The organism is Spirillospora sp. NPDC052242 (assembly GCF_040679555.1).
GTDB lineage: Bacteria > Actinomycetota > Actinomycetes > Streptosporangiales > Streptosporangiaceae > Spirillospora.
In genome coordinates this window covers 25,415-46,532 of record NZ_JBFAUZ010000062.1, presented here as the reverse complement: position 1 = coordinate 46,532, position 21,118 = coordinate 25,415, and the positions used below count along the sequence as shown (strand labels likewise).

At 76.0% G+C, this 21,118-nt stretch carries 18 protein-coding genes; 8 read left to right on the top strand and 10 right to left on the bottom strand.

Annotated elements, in window-relative coordinates:
• Positions 1-50 precede the first annotated feature (50 nt).
• Both AB0L25_RS36050 and AB0L25_RS36045 read left to right on the top strand, forming a co-directional pair.
• Positions 51-1,328: a cryptochrome/photolyase family protein gene (locus AB0L25_RS36050; protein WP_500177499.1), complete on the top strand. Its 1,278-nt coding sequence runs from the start codon at positions 51-53 to the stop codon at positions 1,326-1,328.
• 90 nt (positions 1,329-1,418) lie between these two features.
• Positions 1,419-2,624, top strand: coding sequence for an MFS transporter (locus AB0L25_RS36045; protein ID WP_500177498.1), 1,206 nt, complete (start codon positions 1,419-1,421; stop codon positions 2,622-2,624).
• A gap of 156 nt (positions 2,625-2,780) precedes the next feature.
• On the opposite strand, the gene AB0L25_RS36040 is transcribed toward AB0L25_RS36045, so the two are convergent.
• Positions 2,781-3,545 (bottom strand): tyrosine-protein phosphatase, encoded by a 765-nt coding sequence (locus AB0L25_RS36040; RefSeq protein ID WP_500177496.1) that lies wholly within the window; start codon positions 3,543-3,545, stop codon positions 2,781-2,783.
• 262 nt (positions 3,546-3,807) lie between these two features.
• Here AB0L25_RS36040 and AB0L25_RS36035 point away from each other — a divergent pair, with 262 nt between their 5' ends.
• Together AB0L25_RS36035 and AB0L25_RS36030 are read left to right on the top strand one after the other, a co-directional pair.
• Entirely contained in the window at positions 3,808-4,887 is a 1,080-nt protein-coding gene (locus AB0L25_RS36035; RefSeq protein ID WP_500177494.1) for a fatty acid desaturase family protein, read from the top strand.
• A 71-nt stretch (positions 4,888-4,958) separates the two neighbouring features.
• On the top strand, positions 4,959-5,774 hold the full coding sequence (locus AB0L25_RS36030) for an Fpg/Nei family DNA glycosylase (RefSeq protein WP_500177492.1): 816 nt from the start codon (positions 4,959-4,961) through the stop codon (positions 5,772-5,774).
• Between the two features lie 119 nt (positions 5,775-5,893).
• On the opposite strand, the gene AB0L25_RS36025 is transcribed toward AB0L25_RS36030, so the two are convergent.
• The 5 genes from AB0L25_RS36025 to AB0L25_RS36005 form a co-directional block, all read right to left on the bottom strand.
• A complete protein-coding gene (locus AB0L25_RS36025; protein ID WP_500177491.1) occupies positions 5,894-7,156 on the bottom strand; it encodes a cation:proton antiporter in 1,263 nt (420 codons plus the stop codon).
• A gap of 3 nt (positions 7,157-7,159) precedes the next feature.
• Positions 7,160-7,642 (bottom strand): cation:proton antiporter regulatory subunit, encoded by a 483-nt coding sequence (locus tag AB0L25_RS36020; RefSeq protein ID WP_500177489.1) that lies wholly within the window; start codon positions 7,640-7,642, stop codon positions 7,160-7,162.
• 199 nt (positions 7,643-7,841) lie between these two features.
• Positions 7,842-9,077, bottom strand: coding sequence for an isochorismate synthase (locus AB0L25_RS36015; RefSeq protein WP_500177487.1), 1,236 nt, complete (start codon positions 9,075-9,077; stop codon positions 7,842-7,844).
• 366 nt (positions 9,078-9,443) lie between these two features.
• A complete protein-coding gene (locus tag AB0L25_RS36010; RefSeq protein ID WP_500177485.1) occupies positions 9,444-10,055 on the bottom strand; it encodes a biotin transporter BioY in 612 nt (203 codons plus the stop codon).
• A 276-nt stretch (positions 10,056-10,331) separates the two neighbouring features.
• Positions 10,332-10,994, bottom strand: a complete 663-nt coding sequence (locus tag AB0L25_RS36005; RefSeq protein WP_500177483.1) for a spermidine synthase — start codon at positions 10,992-10,994, stop codon at positions 10,332-10,334.
• A gap of 73 nt (positions 10,995-11,067) precedes the next feature.
• On the opposite strand from AB0L25_RS36005, the gene AB0L25_RS36000 reads away from it, so the two are divergent.
• Entirely contained in the window at positions 11,068-11,868 is an 801-nt protein-coding gene (locus AB0L25_RS36000) for an SDR family NAD(P)-dependent oxidoreductase (RefSeq protein WP_500177481.1), read from the top strand.
• A 37-nt stretch (positions 11,869-11,905) separates the two neighbouring features.
• Here AB0L25_RS36000 and AB0L25_RS35995 read toward each other — a convergent pair whose 3' ends face one another.
• Positions 11,906-12,355: a hypothetical protein gene (locus tag AB0L25_RS35995; protein WP_500177480.1), complete on the bottom strand. Its 450-nt coding sequence runs from the start codon at positions 12,353-12,355 to the stop codon at positions 11,906-11,908.
• 98 nt (positions 12,356-12,453) lie between these two features.
• Positions 12,454-13,575 carry an Rv2578c family radical SAM protein gene (locus AB0L25_RS35990; protein ID WP_500177478.1) on the bottom strand — a complete coding sequence of 374 codons (1,122 nt, stop codon included), beginning with the start codon at positions 13,573-13,575 and terminating at the stop codon, positions 12,454-12,456.
• Between the two features lie 210 nt (positions 13,576-13,785).
• Here AB0L25_RS35990 and AB0L25_RS35985 point away from each other — a divergent pair, with 210 nt between their 5' ends.
• The 3 genes from AB0L25_RS35985 (at position 13,786) to AB0L25_RS35975 (ending at position 16,676) form a co-directional block, all read left to right on the top strand.
• Positions 13,786-15,408 carry a glycoside hydrolase family 10-like protein gene (locus tag AB0L25_RS35985; protein WP_500177476.1) on the top strand — a complete coding sequence of 541 codons (1,623 nt, stop codon included), beginning with the start codon at positions 13,786-13,788 and terminating at the stop codon, positions 15,406-15,408.
• A gap of 60 nt (positions 15,409-15,468) precedes the next feature.
• The gene (locus AB0L25_RS35980) at positions 15,469-15,672 is read left to right on the top strand and encodes a DUF3040 domain-containing protein (RefSeq protein WP_500177474.1); all 204 of its coding nucleotides are present in this window, start codon (positions 15,469-15,471) and stop codon (positions 15,670-15,672) included.
• A 476-nt stretch (positions 15,673-16,148) separates the two neighbouring features.
• Positions 16,149-16,676 (top strand): ATP-binding protein, encoded by a 528-nt coding sequence (locus AB0L25_RS35975; protein ID WP_500177473.1) that lies wholly within the window; start codon positions 16,149-16,151, stop codon positions 16,674-16,676.
• A gap of 45 nt (positions 16,677-16,721) precedes the next feature.
• On the opposite strand, the gene AB0L25_RS35970 is transcribed toward AB0L25_RS35975, so the two are convergent.
• Together AB0L25_RS35970 and AB0L25_RS35965 are read right to left on the bottom strand one after the other, a co-directional pair.
• Entirely contained in the window at positions 16,722-17,816 is a 1,095-nt protein-coding gene (locus tag AB0L25_RS35970) for a helix-turn-helix transcriptional regulator (RefSeq protein ID WP_500177471.1), read from the bottom strand.
• 500 nt (positions 17,817-18,316) lie between these two features.
• On the bottom strand, positions 18,317-21,061 hold the full coding sequence (locus AB0L25_RS35965; RefSeq protein ID WP_500177469.1) for a hypothetical protein: 2,745 nt from the start codon (positions 21,059-21,061) through the stop codon (positions 18,317-18,319).
• Positions 21,062-21,118: the final 57 nt, after the last annotated feature.

Genomic DNA, 21,118 nt, shown 5'->3' with positions numbered 1-21,118 from the left:
CCGCAGGCCAGGGGTGCTGCGGGCAGGATGCTGGGGTGGACGCCTCGATCATGCTTTTCACGCGGGACCTGCGGGTCCGGGACAATCCGGCGCTGGCGCACGCGTGCCGGGCCGGGCGCGTGGTGCCGCTGTTCGTCCTGGACGACGCGATCCTGGGCGGCCGGCTCGCCGCGCCGAACCGGGTCCGGTTCCTGCTGGACGCGCTGCGCTGCCTGCGCGGGTCGCTGCGGGAGCTGGGCGGGGACCTGGTGGTGCGGCGCGGCGACCCGGCCGCGCACGTGGCGCGGCTGGCCGAGCGGACGGGCGCCGGCGCGGTGGCGCTCGCCGACGACCGGTCGGCGTTCGCGGCGCGGCGGCTGGCGGCGCTGCGCGGGCTGCCGCTCGAGGTGTCGGTCCACCCGGGCGTGACGGTCGTCCCGCCGGGGGAGCTGACGCCCGCGGGCGGCGACCACTACCGGGTGTTCACGCCGTACCTGCGGGTCTGGGAGCGGGCGCCGCGCCGTCCCGTCGCGCCGGTGCCCGAGGCCGTCCGGGTGCCGGCGGGCGTCGACCCGGGGCCGCTGCCGCCGCTGGACGCGCTGACGGCCGGGCCCTTCTCCCCGGACCTGCCCGAGGGCGGGGAGCGGGCGGGGCGTCGCCGCCTGGAGGCGTGGCTGCGGCGCGACGCCGCGGCCTACGACGACGTCCGCGACGACCTGGCCGCCGACCGCACGTCCCGGCTGAGCCCGTACCTGCGGTTCGGGTGCGTGTCGCCGCTGGAGCTGGAGCACGTCGCGGGGGAGGGGTTCCGGCGGCAGCTCGCGTGGCGGGACTTCCACCACCAGGTCGCGGCCGCGTTCCCCGACCTGCCCCGCCGCGACTACCGTCCGCGGGGGCACCGGTGGAACCGCGACCGGGACGCGCTGGACGCGTGGCGGGAGGGGACGACCGGGGTGCCGATCGTCGACGCGGGGATGCGGCAGCTGCGCCGCGAGGGGTTCATGCACAACCGCGCCCGCATGATCACCGCGTCGTTCCTCACCCGGAACCTGCGGATCGACTGGCGGGAGGGTCTGGCGCACTTCGACGCCTGGCTGCTCGACGGGGACGTCGCCGACGACGCGGGGAACTGGCAGTGGGTCGCGGGGACCGGCAACGACACGCGGCCGAACCGGACGCTGAGCCCGCTGCGGCAGGCGTCCCGGTTCGACCCCGCGGGCGACTACGTCCGCGCGTACGTCCCGGAGCTGGCGGCGGTGCGGGGCCGGGACGTCCACCGGCCGTGGCGGCTGCCGGAGGAGCGGCGCCGGGCCCTGGGCTACCCGCCGCCCATCGTCGACCTGGACTGATGGCCGAATCGCCCGCGAGGGCCGCTAGCATCGGATCGCTCCCCTCCCCGGTTGGTGATCTTGTCTGGAACGTCCTCGGCGGCGCGCCGTGTGATCGCGGTCGTGGTCTGCGTGCAGCTGTCCGCGGCCCTCGGTTACTGGGCGGTGATGAGCCATCTGGTCGCGCACCTGCGCGACGACGTGGGGCTGCTCGCCGGGACGATCGCGCTGGTGCTCGGGCTGCGCGTGGCGGTGCAGTACGCGCTGTTCCTGCCGCTCGGGGCGCTGGTCGACCGGCTGGGGCCCCGGCGGGCCGGGATGCTGGCGGGCGTTCTGCGGACGGTGGCGCTCCTGCTGCTGGGGGCCGCCGGCGACGTGCGGGTCCTGCTCGCCGCGGCGCTGCTGCTGGCGGTCGGCGGGGCACTGCTGCATCCCGCGGTGCAGTCGCTGCTGGCGGGGCTGCCGCCGGAACGGCGTCCCCGGGGGTTCGCGCTGAACGTGGTGTCGGGCCAGATCGCCGCGGTCGCGGGCCCGCCGGCCGGGCTGCTGCTGCTCGGCGGCGGATTCGCGTTCGTGACGGCGGTCGCCGCGGCGGCGTGGGCGGTCGCGGCCGTCCTGTTCGCCCTGCTGGGCCGTGACCACCCGACCGGGCGGCCCGAGGCGGGCCCCGCCCGTTCGCTGGCGCGCGGTGTCGCGGACGTCGTCGCCGATCGCGCGTTCCTGCGGTTCTGCGTCGTCGCCGCCCCCACCACGCTGCTCGCCACGCAGGCGGTGACGGTGGTCCCGCTGAGCGTCGCCGGTTCCGGCCCGGCGACGCTGTTCTTCTGCGCGTCGGCCGCCGTCACCGCGGGCGTCCAGCCGTTCGTGGCCGGGCGGGCCGAGCGCCCCTGGGTGCTGCGCGGCGGGCTGTTCTGCGCGGGCGCGAGCTACGTGTTCCTGGCCGCGCTGCCCTTCACGGGGGAGTGGCGGACGGCGGCGCTCGTGGCGGCGGCCGCCCTCACCGGCCTCGGCACGGGCCTGGTGGACCCGGGGGCGTTCCAGGCGATCGTCCGCCGCGCCCCGGAAGGGCGGGTCGGCGCCTACAACGGCCTGCTCCGGTTCATGGCGGGAGTGCTCGCGTTCGCGGGCGGCCTGGCGGTGGGGGAGGCGTTCGACGCGGGCGCCGCGACCGCCGCGATGGGGGGACTGGCGGCGCTCGGCTTCCTGTCGGCCGCGGTCCTCCGCCCGCCCGGCCGCCTGCAAGGGGAGGGGAGGGGCCGGCGGGAGCCCGCCGCCGACCCGCCGAAGGCCGTGCCGTCGTCCCCGGACGGACGCTGACCCCGCCGAAGTGGCTCTCCGGTATGACGAGGCCCCCAGGAAATCAAGCCTTCAACTTACTATGTAAAGGCCCCGGGCGGTGCACATCCACCTCAACCTCAAAACTTCACAAACCATCAACAACAAGAACGAGCTCGCCCGCGTCGGTTCGATCGATCAGTTGAGGAGGCGGTCCTGGAGGGCCTGGGTGTCCTCTTCGGTCCAGCCGTGGGCGGTGAGCCAGCCGACCGCGCCGCCGAACTCCTCCTCGAGGCGCGCCAGGACCTTCTCCATGATCGCGGGGTCGGGGCGGTGGGCCTCGGCGGGCAGCCCGTCGAGGTCGGCGGCGTAGGTGTCGGTGGCGCGCAGGCGCGCCAGGACGGCGTCGAGGCGTTCGCCGGTCTGGGCGTAGTCGGCGACGACCGCCTCGCGGGTGACGCCGACGGTCTCCAGCGCCAGCGCGCAGATGACGCCGGTGCGGTCCTTGCCGGCGGCGCAGTGCACGAGGGTGGAGCCGTCCGCGCGGGTCATGACGCGCAGCGCGGCGACGACCGAGTCGGCGCGGTCGCGCAGGTAGCCGAGGTAGTGGGCGGTGGAGCGTTCCTGGGCGGGGAGCGCGGCGGCGGTGGTGTCGGCGGTGACGTCGGTGCGGTGGCCGCCTTCGGGCAGGAGCGGGAGCTGGTGGACGGTGATGGAGGGGACGCGGTTGAGGGGGCCGGGGCCCTCGAGCCGGGTCTCGGTCTCGCTGCGCAGGTCGACGACGTTCTTGAGGGCGTAGTCGTCGCACAGGAGGCGGACGTCGGCGACGCTGAGGTCCTGCAGGTTGTCGGAGCGCAGGACCCGGCCGCGCCGGGTGGTGCGGCCGTCGGCCGTGGGGAGTCCGCCGAGGTCCCGGGCGTTGACCGCGCCGTCGAGTTCGATCCACCGAGTGTCACCGCTCATGACTTGTGACCCTATATGGCCGGTCTGTCGGTTGTTCGGGTCAGGGGGCGGTTCGCACCGCGGGGTAGGGGTGTTCGCACCTCGCCGGCGGTTGCGTATCGGTCGAAGGGACTACTTCCGGGGGTGCGGACCGAGACCTGGGAGCCAGACGCGGGATGGCTCGGCAGCGTGGAGTGGCACCGGCCCGCGGCTACGTAGCGTGTTCGGTATCCGTCGTCTTCCGGAGTCGTCTCTTCGAGCCGTCCTCCCGATTGGAGCGCCCATGCCCGCTGGTCCGTCCACCGTCGTCGCGCCGCCCCCGCCCTCGGCCGCGCCCGTCACCCCGCCGGGGCGGGCGGGCGGGAGCGATTTCGCTCCGCTCGCGCGGCGGGTGCGGGAGAGCGGGCTGCTGGACCGGCGGCCCGCCTACTACGCGCGGGCGATCGCGCTGAACCTGGTCGCGACGGCCGCGGTGTGGGCGGCGATCGCGTGGGCGGGCGCGTCGTGGTGGGCGGTGCTGCTGGGGGTGCCGCTGGCGGTGCTGTCGGCGCGGACGGCGTTCCTGGGGCATGACGCGGGGCACCGGCAGATCGCGCGGACGGCGCGGGGGAACAAGTGGCTGGGGCTGCTGCTGGGGAACCTGCTGCTGGGGATGGGCCACGGCTGGTGGAACGACAAGCACAACCGGCATCACGCGAATCCGAACCACGTCGGGAAGGACCCGGACGTCGGTGAGGGGGTGCTGGCGTGGACCGAGGAGCAGGCGGCGCGGCAGCGCGGTCCGCTGCGGTGGCTGGCGCGGCATCAGGCGGCGCTGTTCTTCCCGCTGCTGACGCTGGAGGGGTTCAACCTGAAGGTGGGCAGCGCGATGTTCCTGCGGGGGCGGTCGCGTCGGGCGCAGCTGCTGGAGGGCGGTCTGCTGCTGATGCATGTGGCGGGGTATCTGGCGCTGGCGTTCACGTTGCTGTCGCCGGGGAAGGCCGTGGTGCTGATCCTGGTGCATCACGCGCTGTTCGGTCTGCATCTGGGGTCGGTGTTCGCGCCGAACCACAAGGGGATGGAGATGCCGGAGCCGGGTGCGCGGTGGGGGCATCTGCGTCGGCAGGTGCTGACGTCGCGGAACGTGCGCGGTGGCGTGGTGGTCGACTGGCTGATGGGCGGGTTGAACTACCAGATCGAGCATCATCTGTTCCCGGGGATTCCGCGGTGCAGTCTGCGGCGGGTGCGGCCGCTGGTGATGGAGCACTGTGAGCGGGTGGGGCTGCCATACACCGAGACGGGGCTGGTGGAGTCGTACCGGCAGGCGCTGGGGCACATGCGCGAGGTCGGTGCGGAGCTGCGGGCGGAGTCGGCGCGGCGCTGAGAGCGTCCCCCCCGGGGGGCGTGGGTGTTCGGGGCGCGGGCGGGTGTGCGGGGTCGTATGCTTGCCGGATCATGCCCGAGGGACACACGATTCATCGTCTGGCCGCCGAGCATCAGCGGATGTTCGGCGGCCGTCGCGTTGCCGCCGAGAGCCCGCAGGGGCGGTTCGCCGCGGGTGCGGCGCGCCTGGACGGGCGGGTTCTGGTCGAGGCGGACGCGCACGGTAAGCATCTGCTGGTGCGGTTCGACGATGATGCGGTGTTGCATGTGCATCTGGGGATTTACGGGAAGCTGGTGTTCGGTGGGTTGCCGGTGCCTGCGCCCGTGGGTGCGGTGCGGTTGCGGTTGACGGGGTCTGCGGGGTTCGCGGATCTGCGGGGCCCGAACGCGTGCGAGTTGCTGGAGCCGGGTGAGGTGAAGCGGCTGCGGGATCGGCTGGGCCCGGATCCGTTGCGTGGGGATGCGGATCCCGGTGAGGCGTGGCGGCGGATCTCGCGGAGCCGGGTGCCGGTGGCGGCGTTGTTGATGGATCAGGCGGTGGTGGCGGGTCCGGGGAACATCTACCGTGCGGAGGTGCTGTTCCGGCAGGGGGTGGATCCGATGCTGCCGGGGCGTGCGCTGGGGCGTGAGGTGTGGTCGGCGTTGTGGGCGGATCTGGTGGTGTTGATGGCGGAGGGTGTGCGGACGGGGCGGATCGACACGGTGCGGGCGGAGCACATGCCGGAGGCGATGGGGCGGCCGCCGCGGGTGGATGATCACGGTGGTGAGGTGTACGTGTACCGGCGGGCGGGGTTGCCGTGTCTGGTGTGCGGCGCGGAGGTGCGGTCGTCGGTGCTGGCGGGCCGGAACCTGTTCTGGTGCCCGGGATGCCAGCCCCCGGCGGCGTGAGGCCGGGGTTCGGGTGCCGTTAGCGGCTTCGGGACGGTGATGCCCGGTGCATCCCTGGACGGGGCACCGGGCATCGGTGTCGGGCGGTGTGGTGTTGTGGGGCCGGTTGGGGCGGCCGGTCAGCTTCCGGTGAGGGATTCGTCGTCGGCGGAGGCCGCCGCGTTGCCGCGCGCGGTGGTGACGGGCACGTCGTCGTCGGTCTGGGGCGCGCGGCCCTTGCGCCGGGCGCGTTTGTTGCGCGCGAGGGCGGCGAAGGGTTCGGCGCCGCGGGCCAGGATCGGGCCGGCGACGGCCAGGATCAGGACGTAGGCGGCGGCGAGGGGCCCGAGTTCGGGGTTGATGCCGGCGCTGACGGCCAGGCCCGCGATGACGATGTTGAACTCGCCGCGGGGGACGAGGGCCGCGCCGGCGCGCAGGCGTCCGGTGAGGGTGACGCCGGCGTTGCGGGCGGCGAGCCATCCGCTGCCGAGTTTGGTGGCGATGCCGGCGATGGCGAGGAGCGCGGCGACGAGCAGCACCGGGGGGAGGTCCGCGGGGTCGGTGTGGAGGCCGAAGAAGACGAAGAACACGGCGGCGAAGAGGTCGCGCAGGGGGGCGAGGAGTTTCTGCGCCTGGTGGGCGAGGCTGCCGGACAGGGCGATGCCGACGAGGAACGCGCCGACGGCGGCCGAGACCTGGAGTTGCTGGGCGATTCCGGCGACCAGCATGGTGAGGCCGAGGACCTTCAGGAGCAGGACTTCCTCGTTGGGGCTGTGGACGAAGCGTTCCACGAGCGATCCGAAGCGGAGCGCGATGATGAGGATGACCGTGATGGTCCCGGCGGCGATCGCGAGGGTGATGGAGCCGCTGACGAGTCCGGCGCCGGCGAGCAGGGCGGTGAGGATCGGCAGGTAGACGGCCATCGCGAGGTCTTCGAAGACCAGGATGGACAGGACCGCGGGGGTTTCGCGGTTGCCGAGCCAGCCGAGGTCGCCCATGACCTTGGCGGTGATGCCGGACGAGGTGACGTAGGTGATGCCGCCCATGGCGACGGCGGCGACGGGTCCCCAGCCGAGGAGCAGTGCGGCGATGACGCCGGGGGCGGCGTTGAGGACGAGGTCGGCGAGGCCGACGGGCGCGGATGTGCGCAGGGTGCCGACGAGTTCGTCGGCGGTGTATTCGAGTCCGAGGGTGAACAGCAGGAGGATGACTCCGATTTCGGAGCCGATGGAGATGAAGTCCTCGCTGGTGGTGAGGGGGTAGATGCCGCCGGTGCCGAAGGCGAGGCCGGCGATGAGGTAGAGGGGGATGGGGGAGATGGAGAAGCGGGTGGAGACGGCGCCCAGGAGGCCGAGGGCGAGGATGATGGCGCCGATTTCGATCAGCTGGAGGGTGGAGTGCATACGTCAGCCGTCGGTGAGGATGCGGGCGACGGCGGTGGTGCCTTCGGCGGTGCCGACGACGACGACGGTGTCGCCGGCGGCGAAGGTGAAGTCGGGGGTGGGGCTGGGGACGATGCGGCCCTGGCGGACGACGGCGACGATGGAGGCGCTGGTGCGGGTGCGGGCGCGGGTGTCGCCGAGGGTGCGTCCGTCGTAGGGGGAGCCGGGGGTGATGGGGAGTTGCTCGGTGTTCAGTCCGCCGACCTGGCGTTGGAGTTCGGCGAGGTGTTCCAGGACGCGTCCGGTGCCGAGGAGTTCGGCGATGGCGTTGGCCTCTTCGACGGTGAGGGCGACGGTGGCGATGCAGCTGTCGGGGTCCTCTTTGTCGTAGATGACGAGGTCGCGGCGGCCGGTGCGGTGGGAGATGACGCCGATCTGGCGGCCGCGTGCGGTGGTCATGACGTGCTGGAGGCCGATGCCGGGGAGTTTGGTGCGTTCGAGGTCCACGGTGGTGTGTTCTTTCCGGTTCGGGTGGTGGGGCCGTGGTGTCCGGGGCGGCTGTGGGGGCCTCCGCGGGGTCACGGTCTGCCGTTCGACGCTACCCGGCCGGGGCCGGGGCACGGCCCGTCATGATCGCAGACGTGGGCGGGTGCACGGTACCCGGGGGCGGGGTTGACCTGGGGTTGTGTGGGGTGTGGCGGTGCGGTCAGCCGTGCAGGGCGTGGCGCATGGCACCGAATTTGTGGTCGGCTTCGGCGAGTTCGGCGGCGGGGTCGGAGTCGGCGACGATGCCGCAGCCGGCGAAGAGGCGGGCGCGGGGGCCGTCGAGCTGGGCGCAGCGCAGGGCGATGCCCCATTCGCCGTCGCCGCGGGCGTCGACCCAGCCGACGGGGCCGGCGTAGCGGCCGCGGTCCATGCCCTCGAGTTCGCGGATGAGGTGCATGGCGGTGCCGGTGGGGGTGCCGCAGACGGCGGGGGTGGGGTGGAGGGCGGCGACGACGTCGAGGACGGAGCGGTCGCCGGTGAGCCGGCCGCGGATGGGTGAGGCGAGGTGCAGCAGGTTGGGCAGGCGCAGCAGTTCGGGTTCGGCGGGGACGTGGAGGGTGCTGCAGAGGGGGGCGAGGGCGTCGCGGACCATGTCGGCGGCGTAGCGGTGCTCTTCGCGGTCTTTGGGGGAGGCGGTGAGGCGGGCGGCGCGGGCGGCGTCCTCGGCGGGGTCGTCGGCGCGTGGGGTGGTGCCGGCGAGGACGAGGGATTCGATGTCGCCGCCGGCGCGGCGGATGAGGAGTTCGGGAGTGGCGCCGACCATGCCGTCGCAGGAGAAGGTGTAGCAGCCGGGGAAGCGGTCGGCGAGACGGCGCAGCAGGACGCGGGCGTCGATGGGTTCGGTGGCGTGGGCGTGCAGGTCGCGGGCCAGGACGACTTTGCCGAGGTGTCCGTGGCGGATGCGGGTGACGGCGGCGGCGACGGCGTGTTTCCAGTCGTCGGGGGTGAGGGCGCCGTCGGTCCAGTGGAGGCCGGTGGGGGCGGCCGGGGGGCGGTGGGGTTCGGGGGGCGTGTCGGGGGCGCCGATGGTGGTGAGCCAGGCGCGGCCGTCGCGGCGGCCGAGGACGCGGCGGGGGACGATGAGGGCCGATTCGGGGGAGTCGGGGTCGAAGCCGAAGGCGCCGAAGGCGACGGGGCCGGTGCCGGGGAGGGCGACGGGGTCGTCGATGTCGGCGGCGGCGAACAGGTCGGCGAGGTGCCGTGCGGCGGTGGCGAAGCGGTCGTCGCCGGGGGGCACGGGGATGCGGGCGGCTTCGCCCCAGCCGACGATGCCGTCGCCGTGGCGGACCCAGGCGAGGGCGGTGGGGTGGGGAAGCCGCGCGATGAGGTCGCCCGGGTCGGGGACCGGGACGGTGCGGACGGCGAGACGGTCCGGTGCGGTCACTGCGAGCTTCACGTGAGCCACTGTACGGGAGATTTGAACCCGTTCAAACAGGCGGGTCGGGGGCGCCGGGTGAGGCATCGGCCACACCCGGCGGGCCCGCCACACCCGGCGGGCCCGCCACACCCGGCGGGCCCGCCGCGCCCGCGGGGGCGGCGCGTCCGCAGGGGCGGCGCGTCCCGTGGATGAGCGCATCCCCTGAACGCCGCAAGCTGAACACGGCGCGCCGAACCCGTGAAGGTGGGCGCCGGGAGGCGGCGTCCGGCGGCCGGGCGCCGGTGGCGGGGCCCGGGACGCCGTCGGCCCGGCGCGCGGCGGCGGGAGGCCGCGTTCGCGCGCCGGGCCGGTCCCGGCCGGTGCCGGGACGGGTCGGGCGGACCGTCAGGCGGACCGGTCGCGGCCCGCGCCGGTCAGCCGCCACGCCGCCGGCAGCAGCGCCGCGGCGGCGAGCACCTTCAGGGCGTCGCCGGCCAGGAACGGGACGACCCCGAGGTCCAGCGCGCGGCCGAGGTCGACCCCCAGCGCCGCCATGAGGTAGGGCACCCCGGCCGCGTACATGATCACGGTGCCGGTGAGCATGGTCGCGGCGGTGCGCAGCGGGGTGCGGTCGCCGCCGCGGCCGGCGAGGCGGCCCACGACGGCGGCCGCGACGATGAACCCGATGACGTAGCCGAGGCTGGGGGCGCCCGCGCCGGACGACCCGTCGGTGAACCACGGGACACCGGCGACCCCGGCCAGCAGGTACAGGGCCATGCCCAGCGCCGCGCGGGCGGGGCCGAGCGCGGCGCCGGCCAGCAGGACCGCGAACGTCTGGCCGGTGACCGGGACGGGGGTGCCCGGTACCGGGACGGCGATCTGCGCGGCGATCCCGACGAACACGGCGGAACCGGTGATGAGCGCGGCGTCGCGGGTCAGGGAACCGGGCAGCAGGTCGCCCAGCACGGCGGGGCGCCGCTGGGCGGGGTGGGCGTGAGCTGCGTGGGCAGTAGCCACTGAACCTCCCATAAAGGTGTTGTCCGGTCGAAACTTAGCGAACGGCGTTGGCGCGGTGGACGCCGCGGGCCACAGAAACGACCACCGCCGGTTTGTCGGCTCCGGCCGCGGCGCCTCTCGCGGGCTCGGCACGGCCCCTGCTGCGAGACCTCCGCGGCACCGGGAGTTGCACGAGACTCGGACTCCGGGAACGCGCCCGTCCACGGCCCTGCGCACGGCCCCGGCGAGCGGGGTCCGTGCCCCGCAGTCCGCGGGACGGGACGGGCGGAGAGCGGGTCAGGCGGCGGGGGCGGGATCCCGCGCCAGGTAGACCATGTCGGGCTCCCCGCGCGGCACCTCGACGGGCAGCGTCTCCACCCGCGCGAACGCGTCCCGCAGCCGCGCCTCGAAGCCGGGCGCCGCGCCCGCGCTCCACACCGCGAGCGTCCCGCGCGGCGTCAGCCGGGACGCGAGCAGCGCGAGGCCGGCGGGCCCGTAGAGGCGGGCGTTGCCGGGGGTGACGGTCCAGTCGGGGCCGTTGTCGACGTCCAGGCACAGGGCGTCGTAGCGGCCCGCGGCGGGATCGGCGAGGACGTCGAGCAGGTCGGCGCGTTTGACGGTGACGCGGGGGTCGTCGAGGGCGCCGCGCGACCAGGGCCGCAGCAGCGACCGGTGCCAGCCGATCACGGCGGGCTCGCGTTCGACGACGGTGACGTGCGCGATCTGGGGGAGGGCGAGGGCCTCGGCGAGGGAGAACCCGACGCCGAGCCCGCCGATCAGCATCCGGGCGGGCGCGGCGAGGCCGTCGGCGGCGGCGCGCACCAGCAGCCGCTCGGACGTCCCGCCGCGCGTGTCCATCAGAAAGACACCGTTGCTGATGATCTCGTAGTGGGCGCCGTCGCGGCGCAGCACCAGTTCCCCGCCGATGCCCGCGGCGCGCTCGACCACCTCGGCCGTCATGAGGCCGACCCTACAGGCGCGCGCGCGGAACGGGGGCTGTTCGGGGCGGCGGCGCCGGGATAGCGTGCCGGGCATGCCCGAAGATCCCGCCCCCCGCGGGCTGCTGCCCGGCCGCCGCGTGCTGGTCGTGGGCGCCGGCACCCGCCCCAGCGACGACCCCGACGCCCCGGTCGGCAACGGCCGCGCCATCGCCGTCACCGCCGCCCGGGAGGGCGCCCGCGTCGCCTGCGCCGACATCGACGCCGGTTCCGCGTCCGTCACCTCGGACATGATCGCCGCGGAGGGCGGGGAGGCGTGCGTCATCGCCGCCGACGTCACCGACCCGGCCGCCTGCGACCAGGTCGTGGCGCGGGCCGCGGAGCGGCTCGGCGGGCTGGACGGGGTGGTGTTCAACGCCGGGATCGGCATCGGCTACGGGCTGGGCGGCACCGCCCTGGCCGACTGGGACCGGGTGCTGCACCTGAACCTGCGGGCCCCGTTCCTGGTCGGCAAGGCCGCCATGCCCGCCCTGGACGCCGGCGGCGCGATGGTGTTCGTGGGGTCGCTGGCCGGGACCAAGCCCGGATCCCGGTCGCCGTCCTACGACGCGTCCAAGGCGGGCCTGAACGGCCTGGTGCGGCACATCGCCGCGGAGGGCGCGCCGCGCGGGGTCCGCGCGAACGTGGTGGCGCCCGGGCTGATCGACACGGTGATGGGCCGGGACGCCTCGGCGGGCGACGCGGGCCGCGACCGGGTCGCGGCGCTGATCCCGATGCGGCGGCAGGGCACTGCGTGGGAGGTCGCCGACGTCACGGTGTTCCTGCTGTCGCACCGGTCCGCCTACGTCACCGGCCAGGTCGTGCACGTCGACGGCGGCCTGTCCACCCTCCGCTGACCCGCCGGCCTGCGGCGCCGGTCCGGCTTCGCAAGCGTCAGCGCAGGGCGGCGTAGACGCCCGCCGCGACCGCCCCGTACGCCAGGTGCGGCACCGCGTCCATCAGCCAGTCCGACGCCGACCACGTGCGGGGGTCGGTCAGCCCCAGCGCCGTCATCGGCGCGCTCGAGCCCGCCATCGCCAGGCCCGTCAGCGCCAGCGCCGCCACCGGCAGCGGGACCCGCCGCCGCCCCGCCAGCAGCCCGTAGACCAGCGCGGCGCCCGCGCCGGCCCCGTAGCCCAGCAGGGGTCCCAGGCCCGCCTTGCGGTTCTCGGCGCCGTCCCCGGACCCGAGCCCGACGCCCGCCAGGTCGGCCAACTTCTCCACGCTCTGCTCCGGGGTCCTGCTGGCTGGGCGCGCCCGCACCGCCATGTCCAGATACGTCACCACGTTCAGGGCGCTGGTTCCGGCGGCCCCGGCGACCAGCCCGCGAGTCAACCTGTCCATGACCCGGCGCTACCCGGAACCCGCCGCCCCATCCACCGGCCCGCCCCCACAGCCCCGTGTCCACAGCCCCCGGGCGTCCGCACGTGCGGGGACGGGGCTCACATCAGCGTGAGCTGCCGGGGCCCTTCGGGCTCCTCCGGCCGCCCGTCCCGCCCGCCGCGCCCGTCTCGCCGCCCGTCCTGCCGCGCCTCGGCGTGCCGGTCGTCGCGCGGGGCCGGGCCGCGCCACCCCCCGCCGCCTGCGGGCGGGCGCCGCGCGGTGCCCGCCCGCGCTCCCACCCCGTGGCGTTCGGCCAGTTCCCGGACGCGCCCGGCGATCTCCCGCCGGTACCGTGCGGGCGCGTAGGCGCCGCCCCGGTACAGCCGCGCGTAGGGGACGACCAGGTCCGGATGGTGCTCGCGCAGCCACCCCAGGAACCATTCGCGGGCGCCCGGGCGCAGGTGCAGGACGATGGGCGTGACCGACGTCGCGCCCGCCGCCGCGATCTCCCGCACCGCCGCGTCCAGCCGCGCGGGGGAGTCCGACAGGTAGGGGATCACCGGGCCCATCAGCACCGAGCAGCCCACCCCCGCCTCGTTCAGCGCGGCGCACACCTCCAGCCGCCGCCGCGGCGCCGGGGCGCCCGGCTCGGCCAGCCGCGCCAGCTCGGGATCCGGCGACCCGACCGACACCGCCGTGTCGACCCGGGTGCGGGCGGCGGCGTCGGCCAGCAGCGGCAGGTCCCGCAGGATCAGCGTCCCCTTGGTCAGGATCGAGAACGGGTTCGCCGCGTCCGCGAGGGCGGTGATGATGCCCGGCATCAGCCGGTAGCGGCCCTCGGCCCGCTGGTAGCAGTCGACGTTGGTGCCCATCGCGACCGGCTCGCCCCGCCACCGCGGCGCGGCCAGCTCCGCCCGGACCCGCTCGGCCGCGTTGACCTTCACCACGATCCGGGAGTCGAAGTCGGCGCCGGCGTCCAGGTCCAGGTACTCGTGGGTGCGGCGCGCGAAGCAGTACGTGCAGGCGTGCGAGCAGCCCCGGTAGGGGTTGATCGTCCACCGGAACGGCACCCGCGCCGCGTCCGGCACCCGGTTGATGATCGTCCGGGCGCGCACCTCGTAGAACGTCATGCCGCGGAAGCCGGGCGTGTCGAACGTCCGGGTCACGGCGCGGCGTTCGATCAGCGGCGCGTCCGGCCGTCCGGTGCCGCCGTCGTCGAGCCGCAGATGGTCCCAGCGCACAGCGGCCCCCTCTTCTGCCCTGCCGGGAGCCCGCGCCCCCGCGGGGCGGGCTCCCGGTCGCGGTCGTCCCATGCGGGCGCCGTCGCCGCTGGTCACGGCGGCGGCACCCCCACCAGAATGGAACACCTGTTCGAAGAACGCAACATCGCCGCCGGCCGTGATCGCCGTTATGGACGCAGCACGGCAACGAGTAGGTAACAATGGGCCGCTATGTCATGGCTGAACAGAACCCGGATGGCCGCCGCCGCGTCGCTGGTGTCGGCGGGCGCGCTCGCCGGCTGCGCCCTGACCGCGCTCGGCGACGACGAGCGCGCCGGCGCCCGCGCGCCCGCCGCGGGCGTCCCCGCCGAATGCTCCCGCGTGCCCGCCCCCGACGGCGGGCAGGGCCGCGAGCTGCGCGGCATGTGGATCGCCACCGTCGGCAACATCGACTGGCCCAAGGACCCCGGCGCGTCCGCCGCCGAGCAGAAGAAGCAGTACACCCGCCTGCTCGACCGCGCCGCCGCGATGAACATGAACGCCGTGTTCGTCCAGATCCGCCCCAACTCCGACGCCTTCTACGACTCCCCGCACGAACCCTGGTCCCAGTGGATCACCGGCGAACCCGGCAAGGACCCCGGCTACGACGTCCTCGGCTTCCTGCTGAAGGAGGCCCACGCCCGCAACCTGGAGTTCCACGCCTGGTTCAACCCCTACCGCGTCAGCCGCCAGACCGACCTGAAAAAGCTCGCGCCCGGCAGCCCCGCCCGCGAGAACCCCGAATGGGTCCGCGAGTACGGCGACGGCCTGTGGTACGACCCGGGCATCCCCGAGGTCCGCGACCTGGTCACCGCGTCCGTCCTGGACGTGGTGAACAGGTACGACATCGACGCCGTCCACTTCGACGACTACTTCTACCCCTACCCCGAGGACGGCGCGTTCCCCGACGAGGCCACCCACCGCGCCCACGGCGACGGCCAGGACCTCGGCGACTGGCGCCGCGCCAACGTCAACACCCTCGTGCGGACCGTCTCGGAGAAGATCCACGCCGCCAAGCCGCACGTCCGGTTCGGCATCAGCCCGTTCGGCGTGTGGCGCAACGCCACCACCGACCCCGCCGGGTCCGACACCCGCGCCCTGCAGAGCTACGACGACGTCTACGCCGACACCCGCACCTGGATCAAGGAAGGCTGGGTCGACTACGTCACCCCCCAGCTGTACTGGCCGATCGGGGACCCCGCCGCCGACTACGCCGAACTCGTCGGCTGGTGGTCCGAGCAGGTCGAGGGCACCGACGTCCGCCTCTACATCGGGCAGGGCGCCTACCGCGTCGGGCAGGGCGGCGCCTGGGACGACCCCGCCGAGCTCACCCGGCACCTGTCCCTCAACGACGAGCACCCCGAAGTCGACGGCGACGTCTACTTCAGCGCCTCCGACCTGATGGACAACACCGACGGCTTCGCCACCCGCCTCCGCGAGAAGCACTACACCCGCCCCGCCATCCCGCCCGTCGTCGCACCCAACGGCGAGGACGAGGAAGGCGAGGGGGACGGCGCGCCCGCGCCCGCGCCCGCGCACGGCGTCACCGCCCGGCCCCACGCCGACGGCGTCGAGGTCCGCTGGAAGCCCTCGCCCGACGCCGCCTCCCACGCGGTGTACCGGGTGGACGGCGAAGGCGACGAATGCGCCGCCGTCGACCCCGACCGGCTCATCGCCGACGTCCGCGGCGGCGGGATCATCGACCCCGCCGCCGAACCCGGCCGCACCTACACCTACTACGTCACCGCCGTCGACCGGTACCACCGCGAGAGCCCGCCCGCGCGCGGCGCAACGGCCGCCGCCCCGGAAGGCTAATGATCATGATCTGTGGGGAAGAACCAGTCACTTGACCGGCCGCCCCCCGGAGGTATGAGCATGGCGCTGTCGATGGAGGAGCAGCGGATCCTCACCCAGATCGAGGTCCGCCTGAGCGAGGACGACCCGCGGCTGGCCCATCGGCTCGCACGGCTCGGCGACCGCCGTCCCGGCCGCCGCGTCCGGGTCATCGCCGCCGCGTCCGTCGCCGTCCTGGCGATCATCGCCGCGATCGCGATCGGCGTGGCGACCGCCATCACCTGACGGCACGTCCCCGGCGAACCAAGAAACCGGCAGACGAGAAAACCGCAGCAGCGAAAAAGCGCCGTGGCCCCGGCGGGACCGGAATCCCGCCGGGGCCACGGCGTCGAGGCCGGTGTGGTGGTCGCCTCGCGGCGAAAGGCACAACGAAGCTCCGGCCCGGCCCGCGAAGGGACCGGCGGTATTCCTCGAAGGCGATGGGTAGAGCCCGGGGGACACATGCCACACCGACGCCACCCACCCTAACGGCAACCGGGCACTGCTCATTCCACCCGCCCCCCCGGGCCCGGCGTGTCACCGCTCACCCGCCGCCGCTCTCACCGCCCGACACCACTGCCCTCACCGCGCGGTGACGGTTGCGTGCACGGGTGCACCGCGCCCGTCCCGCCCGCGTCCATGAAAGTGACGGACGCCGACGACCACGGCGGAACGGACCATCCCGGCACCGACCGGGCACCGCGCGGTGAGGAGAACGACCAGTGGACACAGCGGGGGACACCACCGGAACCACGGCCGACATCGGGAACGCCGGAGGGCCCGCGCCCGTCCTCCCGGACGCGCGCGCGGCCGCCTGGGACCTGCCGGCCCGGCCCCGCGCCGCCGCCGAGGCGCGCGCCCTGACCGCCGGCGCCCTGCACGACTGGCGGGTCGCCGACCCCGACGACGCCGACGACATCGTCCTCATCGTCGACGAACTCGTCACCAACGCCGTCCTGCACGGCGCCGGCCCCATCCGCCTCCGCCTGCGCCTGCACGGCCGCCGCCTCCACGGCGAGGTCACCGACGGCCGCACCACCGCACCGCCGCCCCCGCCCGCCGACGTCCCCATCTGGGACGAGGCCGGACGCGGCCTGCTCCTGGTCGCCGCCCTCGCCACCGAATACGGCATCCGCCCCGGCACCAACGGCGACACCGAACAAGACGGGGGCGGTGGGGGCGGGAAGACCGTCTGGTTCAGCCGGCTGCTCACCCCTGGCGACGGGCACCGCCCCGCCGCCCGCCCCTGACCCGCCCGACCCGGCGGCCCCGCCCGGCCCGGCCCGGCGCGGCCGTCAGGGGCGCAGCGGGCAGCGCTCCACCGCCCACACCCGCCCGTCCGGCGCCGCGCCCTCGGCCAGCCGGTCCAGATGCCACTCCACATGAGCCAGCGGCCCCCGCGGCCCCGCCAGCAGCTCCGCCAGCGGACGCGGCTCGCCCGGCGGCCCGTACGGGCGCGGATCCGGCAGCTCCCCCTCCCACAGCGCGTCATCGCACCCCGCCGCCCAGTGCGCCACCCCCTCCAGCACCTCCTGCAGATCCCGCAGCACCTCCACCAGCGACCGCGGCGCCATCGCGTCCTGGATCATCCGCTCCCGCGCCGCGTACGTCGTCGCCCGCCCGAACCCCCGCGCAAACGGCGGACGGCGGCCCTCCAGCACCGGCTCGGCGCCCGTCGCCGCCGCCCGCACCGCGGCCGCCTGCCACCGCGTCCACTCCGCCAGATGCCCCGCCGCCGCCCGCAGCGCCGCCGCGCCCTCCCGGCCGTCCCGGACACCCGCCGCCTCCTCCCGCAGCCGGCCCCGCACCCGCTCCACCCGCTCCAGCGTCCACGCCCGCGCCCCGCCCGGCCCCCGCCGCCGGTCCGGCGCGGACGGCGGACGCGGCAACGGCACCCGCAGCGCCGCCAGCAACTCCTCCAGCTCCCGCACCCGCGCGCCCCGCCCCGCCAGATACGCCGCGCCGATCCGGTCCAGCCGGAACCGCCGCGGCCCCTCCCGCGTCAAGCACCACCCCACCAGGTACTCCCCGTAGGGGGCCGCCACCAGCCCCGACGCCTCCACGTCCCGCAGCGTCCGCGTCCCCGCCCGGTCGGTGTAGGCCAGCCGCACCACCCGCCGCGTCCGCACCGCCTCGGCGAGCGTGTCGCGCACCGGCCCCGTCAGCGACTCCGCCTCGCCCACCACCGGCCGCGCCGGCTCCTCCAGCACATGACCGCCGCCCGGCCCCGCCCGCACCGGCAGCCCCCCGGCCGCCAGCAGCTTCAGATCCCGCCGCACCGTCCGCTCACCGACCCCGAGCCGCTCCGCCAGCTCCCGCGGCCGCAGCGGCTCCGGGGCCGCCCCGCGGAGCTCGGCGACCAGCAGCAGCAACCGATCTGCGCGTTCCACGCCCTCCATGGTCACCCGCCGCGCCCGCTTCATGCGCTGACGCGACCGCCTCAATCCCCGCACCCGCGCCCGAACTCCGCGTTGCCGCCGTCCCCGTGCGCCCCGCGGCACGGCCCGTCCCCCACGAACCCCCAGGCCACGGCGGCAGGGGACACCGGCGCGGTTCGCTGCCCGAAGGGGTACCGCACCGGCCCCCGGTATTCGCGGGTGACCGGACGCGCGTCGCCGTCCACCCGGCACGGACGGGCGGGCGGTGGCGGGGCCGCCGCGCGCAGATCGAGGCCGCTTCCGTACGGGTGCCGCCCACAGCAGCCGCTCCGAGGGCCGCCGCGGCGGGCGCACCGCGTAACGGCCCCGTCCGCGGGCACCCGTCCCGTAGTGGCGGGGCCGCGGACGAGCCGGTGCGCGAGCGCCTGCGGGACGGGCGGTCGTTCGTGTGGAACGGCGGGGCGGCCCGATCCCGCCGGGACCGGGCCGCACGTGCCGTTACCGCGGGCGGGTCAGCGGCCCGACAGCTCCGCCGCCAGGCCCGCGAAGTCCGACGCCGTCAGCGACAGCGTCTCCTCGTCCAGCGCCTGCGTCTCCTCCGCGCTGCCCATCCGCCGCGTCGCGGCCCGGTCCAGATACGCCTCCACCAGCCGCGCGCCCGTCAGCCGGCCCCGCGGCCGCAGCCCGCCGATCTCCCGGTCGACCACCGCCCACGCGTCCGCGCCCAGCCGCAGCGACCGCTCCTGCGCCAGCAGCCCCACCAGCGCCGCCCGCGCCCGCGGCTCGGCCAGATCCGGCAGCCGCACCGCGCGCAGATCCGTCACCAGCTCCGGCGACGCCGCCGACAGCTCACCGACCCGGTCCGGGCCGCACGTGCCCAGCAGCGCCGTGTCGTTCACGCCCTCCAGCCGCGTCCGGTACAGCACCGTCGCGTACGCCGGGCCCTGCTCCTCGTCCAGGATCAGCGCGTCCAGCCCGTCCAGCAGCAGGACGTGCCCGGCGTGCTCCTCCAGCGCCGCCCGCAGCCCCTCCGGGCCACGTTCGCGCAGGTCCTCGGCGTGCACCGAGCGGACCTCCCCGCTGGAGGCCTCCACCTCCGCCAGCGCCCGCGCGACCATCCGCGCCAGCCGCCGCTGCCCGCTGGACGGCCCCCCGATCAGCAGCAAAGCCGGCGCCGACGCGCTCGACACCTGCTGCCCGCGCAGCCGCCGCGCCCACTTGCCGCGCCGCCGCACCTCGGTGACGACCCGCTCGATGTCGTCGGCGCCGCACAGGAACCGGATCCCGTACGCCTCGGCGATCTGCGCGCCCTGGTCGGGCGCGGGCGCCGGAGGCATCGGCGGCGGCGGGGCCGGCACCGGCGCGGGCGGCGGCGGCAGCTCCCCGCCCGCCTCGCGCTCGGCGTCGCGCGCCCAGTCCGGCACCGGAGGCGGCGGGGGATCCCCCGGCGCCGGGTCGGGCGGCGCCGCGGCCGCGCCCGGCCACGCCGGTCCCGGGTCGAGCTGGGTGCGGAACCCGCCGGAGTCCAGCTGCGTGCGGGGCTCGCCCGGCCACTGAGGTTCGGGCCCGGCGCCGGCGTCGGGCGCCGCCGCCACCGGCTCGGCCTGCGGCCACGCCGGAGGCGGCGGCTCCGGCGGCGCCACCGGAGCGGCCGGAACCGGCTCCGCGGCGGGCGCCGGGGCGGGAACCGGCGGCGCGGGCGCGGGGGCGGGGGAGATGGGGGGCGCCGCCGGAGGCTCGACCGGCGCGGCCGCCGGCGGCGGCCCCGACGGCTCCCGCTGCGGCTCCGGGACCGGCGCGACCGGCTCGTCCCCGCCCGCCGCGGCCCGCTCCGCCGCCATGTGCGCGCGCGCCGCCTTGATGATGTCCCACGCCGACAGCTCGTCGGTCGACGGCGGGCTGTGCATCGCCGGGGACGTCAGCTCCGCCGCGGCCGCCTGCGGCACCGCGAACCCCGTCGCCGGCGGATGCACCTGCGCCAGCCGGCACCACGTCAGCCCCAGCGTGTAGGTCGTCGCCAGCAGCGACGCCAGCAGATCGGCGTCGTCGGTCCGCAGCGCCTCCGGCAGCCGCCCGTCCCGCGGCCACAGCGCCCGCCCCGGATGCGCCGGATCGGTCAGGACGGCCTGCGCCGTGCGGGCGCCGTCGGGGTCCAGCCACCGCTGCAGCGCCGGCAGCGCGCCCGGCGCCGCCTGCAGGTCCGCCGCCAGCACCGCCACCCCCGCGCGGCGCACCTCGTCATGGGCGCGGCCGCCCGCCGACGGCCGCCGCGGGCCGGTGATCTGCGCGACGATCTGCTGCAGGTCGTACAGGCCCAGCCGCAGGAACTCGCCCGGCGAGGTGTCGCGGACCATCGGGGTGGCGAACTCGGCCGGGCAGCGCCGCCGCCACTCCTGCAGGATCGCCTCCGGCCCGTACCGGACGGTCGCCATGTCCTGGTTCACCATCCGCAGCGACGCCGCCGTCACCGCCGCCAGCGCGTCCGCGCCCGGACGGAACCGCGGATCGGCCTGCAGCCCCGCCGCGACCTCGTACATCACCCGCGCGATGTGCGCGGCGCCGCCGCCGTCGCCCGCGCCGAGCCGGTGCACGTAGTAGCCGGCGAGCGTCCCGAAGTCCGGCGGCATCATCCAGTGCAGCCGCTCGGCCGGGGTCGTCAGGAACGGGATGAACGACTCGATCAGCGGATGCTCGGTCAGCACCACCGGCGACCCCGCGCACCACAGCAGCGCACCCCACGCGGCCGCGATCGTGGACGGCGTCCCCGGCTGGAACATCGGATCGCGCTGCACGAACTGCGCCGGGTTCACCGCCAGCGCCGTCGTGATCGCCTGCGAGACGCGCGCCACGACCGAGGTGTCGGGCACCGGCCCGAGGAACCCCAGCGGCGCGACCCGCCCCGCCGCCAGATCGGGGCCCGTCGGGAACAGCTGCGGCGGCAGCGGCGGCGTCCCCGCCCCGCGCGGCGCCGGAACCGCCACCGCCCGGTCGGCCGGATCGGCCGGCGGCGGGCACGGATGCCACGCCCCGTCCAGCCCGCACCGGTACCAGCGGCCCCACGCCCCGTACAGCCACCACTCGCCCGCGCCCCACAGCATCCGCGCCGCGATCTGCGCGGCGCGCTCGGCGGGCGGCGCCGTCTGCCACCACGGGGACGCCACCAGCTCCCGCACGTTGCCCTCGACCGAGGCGAACAGATCCCCGCCCGGCCCGCTCCCGGTTCCGCCGGGCTGCGCCCCGGCCCCCTGCCAGCTCACCCGGCGCATAGTAGTCCTCCCCGGGCGATCCGCCGTCATCGCGACGTCCCGCCCCGC

Excerpts from the sequence above, each read along its gene's own strand:
- AB0L25_RS35995 (WP_500177480.1), bottom strand. The coding sequence starts at position 12,355 with ATGGACAGGTTGACTCGCGGGCTGGTCGCCGGGGCCGCCGGAACCAGC.
- AB0L25_RS36035 (WP_500177494.1), top strand. The coding sequence starts at position 3,808 with ATGCCCGCTGGTCCGTCCACCGTCGTCGCGCCGCCCCCGCCCTCGGCC.
- AB0L25_RS36005 (WP_500177483.1), bottom strand. The coding sequence starts at position 10,994 with ATGACGGCCGAGGTGGTCGAGCGCGCCGCGGGCATCGGCGGGGAACTG.
- AB0L25_RS36025 (WP_500177491.1), bottom strand. The coding sequence starts at position 7,156 with ATGCACTCCACCCTCCAGCTGATCGAAATCGGCGCCATCATCCTCGCC.
- AB0L25_RS35980 (WP_500177474.1), top strand. The coding sequence starts at position 15,469 with ATGGCGCTGTCGATGGAGGAGCAGCGGATCCTCACCCAGATCGAGGTC.
- AB0L25_RS36050 (WP_500177499.1), top strand. The coding sequence starts at position 51 with ATGCTTTTCACGCGGGACCTGCGGGTCCGGGACAATCCGGCGCTGGCG.
- AB0L25_RS36000 (WP_500177481.1), top strand. The coding sequence starts at position 11,068 with ATGCCCGAAGATCCCGCCCCCCGCGGGCTGCTGCCCGGCCGCCGCGTG.
- AB0L25_RS35985 (WP_500177476.1), top strand. The coding sequence starts at position 13,786 with ATGTCATGGCTGAACAGAACCCGGATGGCCGCCGCCGCGTCGCTGGTG.
- AB0L25_RS36030 (WP_500177492.1), top strand. The coding sequence starts at position 4,959 with ATGCCCGAGGGACACACGATTCATCGTCTGGCCGCCGAGCATCAGCGG.
- AB0L25_RS36040 (WP_500177496.1), bottom strand. The coding sequence starts at position 3,545 with ATGAGCGGTGACACTCGGTGGATCGAACTCGACGGCGCGGTCAACGCC.